Raw genomic sequence first — 6,776 nt, forward strand, 5'->3', positions numbered from 1 at the left:
AAATATCGTTGACTGAATATCCGTCAAGTATTTTCTTGTCTTATGGATAAATTAACACCCCAAGACTTGTTTCACATCGGTGAAGACCTCGCAGCCAAGTATCTATGCAGCAATGGCTATGAGGTCTTGTGTAAAAATTTCCGCACAAAAATAGGTGAAATCGACCTCATTGTGCATAATCATCACGATCTGGTCTTTGTGGAAGTGAAAACCAGGTCAAAACACTCTATCGGCGATGCGCTGGCAAACATATCTCTCACTAAACAAAAACGCATTACGTTCAGCGCTCAGGAATACATTAATCAGAACCCGTATCTTGTCAAGCACAGAGTTCGATTCGACATTATTGTTGTCTTCTACTACGCACACACAACTACTTTTAAAATCAAACATTTCGCAGATGCTTTTTTACCGGTTTTCGATGATAAAATAACCTAATTACTCAATTTTGACGCGTCAAAACCATCCCCAAGATAGCGTAAATAATCCGGATTTGTGCTTTCGCTCTCGTCATTTTTCACAAATATCAGTTGGTAATTTCCCGTCATCTGAAGGTCGATGAAGACATAGACAGCATTGATCCTGCCGCGATATTTCCAGATCTGATAATCTTTGCGCACATAGCGCGTTTCGTCCGAGGTCGTATCCTTCTCCACTTCGTCGGGTTTGCCGTTGCGGATATAGATTCTGCCCATATCGGTGGTGCGTCCAGGTTTGAAATGACCAAAGTAGCGATCGGCATAATCCACTCTCTCCCGCACGGTTCCGATCAGATCCTTGGTGTCCAGATTGACCGAGCGAGCCAGGTTCTTCCACATTTGAGTAATATAGCGTCGTTTGGTATTGATGTCCAGATTGCGCCAATCCGCGGGCACGCTGCTGCCCAGAAAGTACCTGAGTATCTGATAATCATCATCAGGTTCAATCAGCAAAAAAAGCCTTTCCTCTTTGATCTCGGTAATGAAGAACTCAAAACTCTTCTCCCCGAACTCATCCCCGATCTGCAAACTGACTGTGCCATGATATTTGCCGCTGTCCAATCCGGCGATCGGGATCTTCAGCGTGAGCCCTTCGATCATGGACACCGGAATGAAGTCGATATAATCATCGGAGATCAGCACACTGTCCTTTTCAATGCTCAATACCAAAAGTTGAGAGATGCCAAGTTCCGCAGCCGGAGGATACACCTCAAAATATATGTAGGCAATATCCCCCGCGCCTTTGTCCAAAATCATGGACGGCTGCGGTTGAAAAAGTGTCTTACCCCTACGGAACTTGTCCAGATAGGAGCTGCTGTCCGGACGCACGACGCTGCACAGTTCAACATCGCTGATCAACGAGTTTTGAGGCAATTTGCCCATATCAAAGTTCCAGACAAACACGCGTTTTGAATTCAGATCCTTCGCCAGAAAGGTAAAGCTGTATTTATCATTTACAAGCCGAAAACTGAGCCGGTTCAGGTATGACTTGTTTGAACCCGTATCGTCTTTGTTGGATACTCCGACGTTGTCTGTGACCGTTCTGGTCAATAGGATCGTATCCTGCTCCGTGATCTTAATGCTGATTTCCACTTCGGCGAAAAATCCACCCTTATGCGCCAGGAATACCAGATTGCGATAAGGAATCTGATAATCCACATGCAGAACAGTCTCATTGTTTTTGTCCAAAAAGCGATTGTAATCGATGTGCATATTCAGCTTCTGCTGCGCGAACAGAAAGCCGGAACACAACGTCATCAGCACCGCGAAAATGATCTTGCTAAAACTCTTCATCTTTGTTCCTCAGTGTGTATTGTCCGTATCCGCCGATATCGGCAAAGATAAACTCCAGATTTTGCTGATAGTAGATCCATGAAATAAATGGATAGAGCCCGATGGGGTGAACTTCGCTGAGGATATCATCAGGTTCACCGTACTTGATATAAATCCTGCCGCGATCGGACTTCCAACCCTGCAACTTCTTATGGACAGTGAATAGTCCGTCCGCATTCAGCACGCGTTGGTAGAATCGCTCCCGCGCTTCGTTGCGAAGCGTTCCGGGGCTGGGATCGTGCATGCTCCAATAAAGCTCAATACCATCATTATGTTTGTTGTCCGGCAGGGCGCGCAGGCTCTGCCACTCGTTCTGAGATGTGATATAGCGAAGTTGTTGAATCTGTTCTTTGAGCGAATAGCGGATATTGTATGAAAACCACGGGTTATATAGAAACGGCTCCATGTGATAGTGGATGTTTGCCTCATAGAAACTGATGCTGACCGAAGATGGAACCTGCCCGCCGTTCATATCCAGAAATGAAATGTTGTTGGGACTGCTTGGAGCGGCGTATTTGATCGTTCTATCGTTCAGGCGCACGTGAATGCTGTCCGCTGCCAGGCTAAACTTCTGATACAAGGTGCAGGATTCCACCAACAGACCGCTTAAACTCACCGTTGGCGGCATGAATTCCATATTTTCCTTTTTGACGACATAATATGCTTGACCAATCTCGGTGGATGCCTCTCCCAATATGAAAGTTTTGTCATACTGCTGTTTGTTGCCTAACAGCACGTTGCGCAGTTTCAACCTTGCGGTATATTTCCCCGCGGGCAGATTTGTGGTAAATCGAACCGGCAGCGCGCTATCCCTGAGCCAGTCTCTGTTTATGATCACGAGCGTCTCTTCGTGTTTCGCAGTCTGCTTTTTCCGCACGTTTTTGATCTCAACCGAGACCTGATACTGCACGGTTTCGACACCTTTTTTGAAGACGATGCCATTATAGGGAACGATGATCCAAAAATCCACTTCGCTCCCATATTTTTCATAGATGATCTCTTGCGCGGACAGCGTTCCGACGATCAGCAGGATCAGGATCAGCAGGAATCTACTCATTTTTCTCCAAGATCGAAACCCGCAGCCCAAAATCGATCTTTTCCTTTTCCAGCCAGCTCAAAACTGCGTTTGAAGGAAACACTTTTTTCTGCGAATCGAGATAATATTTATCCCCTTCGGCGGTGGAGATCGCGGTTTTTACGCTAAAAAGCCCACTTGGTTTGCCAAAGATCCTTTCAAATTCATCCAGCAGGCTTTTGTTCAGTCTCGCCAGCTCAAGATTGATGAGCAATTCGCCGGTGAGCGTGTGGTTCAGTTCTTCGAGGGAAAGTATCATTTGAGGATTGACCCGCAGGATGTTGTCCTCGTTGCCTGTGAAACCTGATTTACCGCCGATGATAAAGAATATCTTGCCCGCAGTCAGCAGGTTGATATACTTTTGATAATCGCGATTGAATAGCGCCACTTCATAGCGTCCTGCCAGATCCTCAAATTCGATGAAAGCGATGGGATTGCCTTTGTTGTCTTTTTTACGGGTGATCTTGGAAACGATACCCGCCAGGATCATGTCCGAGCCGGTTTTCCCTTTGCCGCTGATCGCGTTGGCATTGGTCAGATGCTTGATCAGAGCCCGGTATTCATACAAGGGATGACCGCTCATATAGAAACCCAGCACTTCCTTTTCCTTTTCCAGTTGGTAGATATAGCTCCACGGCTCTTCAGTGGGCAGGGGCGGATAATAATCCTCTTGGGTCTCGTCCTCGCTGATGAGATCAAACACGCTGGTTTGTCCTTTCTTGCGGTCACGTTGATCACCGGTGCTCAAAGCCAGCGCGTTTTCGATCACAGCCCATTTTTGTGCCCGGCTGCCTTCAAGCTCGTCCATGGCACCGGACGCGATCAGGCTTTCCAGCACGCTTTTGTTCACCGCTGAGCTGTCCAATCTCGAGCAGAAAGCATATATATTGTTATATGGTCCGTTGTCATCCCGGTCTTCAATGATGGCGCGCATCGCAGCTTCGCCGAGATTCTTGAGCGCCCGCAACCCAAAAAGCACTTCCTTGCCATGCACGCTAAATTCGCTGTCGCTGCGATTGATATTGGGTGCTATGATCTTGATGCCCATAGATTTGCAGACTTCGATCTTGTTCGGCATATCCGCCGGATTGTCTTCCAGGGATAACAGCGCTGCCATGAATTCCACCGGGTACCGTGCCTTCAACCAAGCGGTCTGATAGGCGACTAAGGCATAGCAGGTGGCGTGGCTTTTGTTAAATGCGTATTCGGCAAATCTGGTCCAATCCTGCCAGATCTTGTCGGCGATTCTTTCCGGAACCTGGTTTTTGACCGCTCCATCGATGAACTTGACGCGGAATTTATCCATCAGATCATTGAGCTTTTTACCCATTGCCTTGCGCAGGCTGTCCGCCTCCCCCCTGGTCAGCCCTCCCATCTCTCTGGAGATCTGCATCACCTGCTCTTGATAGATCGTCACGCCATAGGTGTCCTTCAGCGCCTTTTCCATGATCGGATGGTCATATTCCACCTTTTCGCGCTTGTGTTTGCGGGCGATGTAATTTGGAATGAAACGCATCGGGCCAGGGCGATACAATGCCACCATCGCGATCAGGTCTTCAAACATATTTGGCTTCAGTTCCATCAGATATTTGCGCATGCCGTCGGATTCAAATTGGAAGATTCCGTCCGTCTCCCCTTTTCCCAAAAGGCTAAATACTTTCTTATCATCGAGATCGATCTTGGTGATGTCGATCTCCTCGTTGTGGAATTGGCGCACCAATTCGATCGTCTTTTTGATCAGAGTGAGAGTTTTCAAGCCTAAAATATCCATCTTGAGAAACTTCAGATCGTCCAGCCACTTGCCTTCAAACTGAACCAGAATGGTGTTTTCCCCGTCCTTTTGGCTGCTGCTGGAGAGGGGAACATATTCCGTCAAATCTCCCGGCGCGATCACCACTCCCGCGGGATGGATACCGGTCTGACGGATCAGGCCTTCCAAGACGAGACTGTGTTTGTAAATGCTCTGATAGAGGTCGTTGGAATTGATCAGTGCGGAGAATTCATGCCCCTGCTGATAAGCTTCCTCAAGGTTTTTGCCAGAGGGAATGGTCTTGGTGAGCGCATTTGCATCCGCGGCGGAGACCATCAAAACCCGCGCCACGTCCTTGATCACGGATTTGGCTCCCAGGGTGCTGAAAGTGATGATCTGCGTAACGCTGTTTCTGCCATACTTTTGCACCACATAGTCGATCACTTTCCCCCTGCCCTGCGCGCAAAAATCGATATCAATATCCGGCATGCCGATGCGATCCGGATTGAGAAAACGCTCAAACAGCAGTCCATAGCGCAAGGGGTCCACCAAAGTGATATCCAAAAGGTAGGAAACAATGCTGCCGGCAGCGGATCCGCGTCCCGGACCAACCGGAACGTCCTGTTTGCGGGCATTGTCGATCAGGTCTTTCACCACGAGGAAATAGCCGTCGAAGCCCATGCGATTGATCACTCCCAGCTCAAATTCAATGCGGGTTTTCACCTCTTCGCTCATATCTGGATACTTGATCTTTGCCGCTTGATTACACAGCGCCCGCAAATAGGAGCCCATGTCCGCGAACTCATCAGGGGTTTCGATCTCCGGCAGTAGGAACTTGTCGTATTGCAGCTCCAGATCGATCATTTCAGCTATTTTAATTGTGTTTTCATAGGCTTCCGGAACTTCCGGAAAGATGTCCTTCATCTCGTCCGGCGTCTTGAAATAGAGCTGAGTAGTGTTGTATTTCATTCTGCCGGTATCGTTTAACAATTTCCCAGTCTGGATGCAAAGCAGGATGTCATGCGCCTCGTGATCCGCCTGATGAAGATAATGGCAGTCGTTGGTCAGCGCCATCGGAACGTTCATCTCCCGCGCGAGTTTGATAACCTGCGGCATCACGGTTTTTTCGTTTTCCAGCCCGTGATCCTGGATCTCGATGAAATAGCGGTCGCCAAAAATCCCACGGTACCATTCGATCGCTTCCCGCGCCTCATTTTCACGCCCGTTCAACAGCAGGGAGGGGATCTCGCCTTTGACGCAGGCACTCAGGCAGATCAATCCTTCACTGTGTTTTTCCAACAAGCTTTTGGAGATCCGGGGTTTGTAATAGAATCCGTCGATGAAGGCAGTGGAAGATAGCTTTATCAGGTTCTTATAGCCCTGAAAGTCCTTTGCCAGCAGGATCAGATGGTAGCGAAGATCATTCTTGCTGTGCTCGGTTTTCAGCTCTCCGTTGATGATGTATGCCTCGATCCCGATGATCGGTTTGAGACCCGCTTTTTTGGCGCTATTATAGAAATCGATCGCTCCGAAGAGGTTGCCGTGATCGGTGATCGCCACCGCCGGCATATTGTATTCCTTGGCTAAGGCGATCATCCGGTCAACCCGGCAGGCGCCATCCAAAAGGCTGTATTGCGTATGGTTATGCAAGTGCACGAAAGACATCGGCATCACTCCTTTCTTATCTGATTGTAAGGTTAAAAAACAGCTTAATTTGTCAAAGGATAAATTGATTTTCCGGCATTTTCATGGAAAGGTGGCAAGGGTGGAAGGGTGGAAAGGTGGAAAGGTGGAATCTGATATCACCTGCTCACCCGTTCACTCTAAAGGAGAGATGAGGTTCAACCTTGACCAGTCCGGTAGGACGGAATATGGAATTACCGACGTCCCCGTCGGTTCCAGCACGGCAGTCCCATCAGGGACGACACAAGATAGCTCGGGGTGGAGCGTATGCGAAACCCCGTGTCCCGTCAACACCTCATTCGCGAGTCCGGTAGGACGGAATATGATAGGGGTAGGGGAGTTATCCATTACTGGCTCCCCTCCCTCCGAACCGTACGTGCGGTTTTCCCGCATACGGCTCTCCAGAAAACAGGTATCTCATGTAAGAGACCGGCATAATTCACTGTGGGCTTCGGTT

The 6,776-nt window shown here is 48.6% G+C and carries 4 protein-coding genes; 1 reads left to right on the top strand and 3 read right to left on the bottom strand.

What is annotated here, in order from left to right; translation table 11 throughout:
• Positions 1–42: 42 nt before the first annotated feature.
• Positions 43–438 (top strand): YraN family protein, encoded by a 396-nt coding sequence (locus Q8M98_02845; protein MDP3113691.1) that lies wholly within the window; start codon positions 43–45, stop codon positions 436–438.
• Here the strand turns inward: Q8M98_02845 and Q8M98_02850 are convergent.
• From Q8M98_02850 to Q8M98_02860, 3 genes are read right to left on the bottom strand one after another with little or no spacing between them, the layout of a single operon-like run.
• The gene (locus Q8M98_02850; GenBank protein ID MDP3113692.1) at positions 435–1,772 is read right to left on the bottom strand and encodes a GWxTD domain-containing protein; all 1,338 of its coding nucleotides are present in this window, start codon (positions 1,770–1,772) and stop codon (positions 435–437) included. The genes Q8M98_02845 and Q8M98_02850 overlap by 4 nt on opposite strands.
• On the bottom strand, positions 1,759–2,868 hold the full coding sequence (locus tag Q8M98_02855; GenBank protein MDP3113693.1) for a GWxTD domain-containing protein: 1,110 nt from the start codon (positions 2,866–2,868) through the stop codon (positions 1,759–1,761). Before Q8M98_02855 ends, Q8M98_02850 begins: the two co-directional genes overlap by 14 nt.
• Positions 2,861–6,301: a DNA polymerase III subunit alpha gene (locus Q8M98_02860; GenBank protein MDP3113694.1), complete on the bottom strand. Its 3,441-nt coding sequence runs from the start codon at positions 6,299–6,301 to the stop codon at positions 2,861–2,863. The genes Q8M98_02855 and Q8M98_02860 overlap by 8 nt, the downstream gene beginning before the upstream one ends.
• Positions 6,302–6,776 lie beyond the last annotated feature (475 nt).

This window comes from Candidatus Cloacimonadaceae bacterium (genome assembly GCA_030693415.1).
Taxonomy (GTDB): domain Bacteria; phylum Cloacimonadota; class Cloacimonadia; order Cloacimonadales; family Cloacimonadaceae; genus JAUYAR01.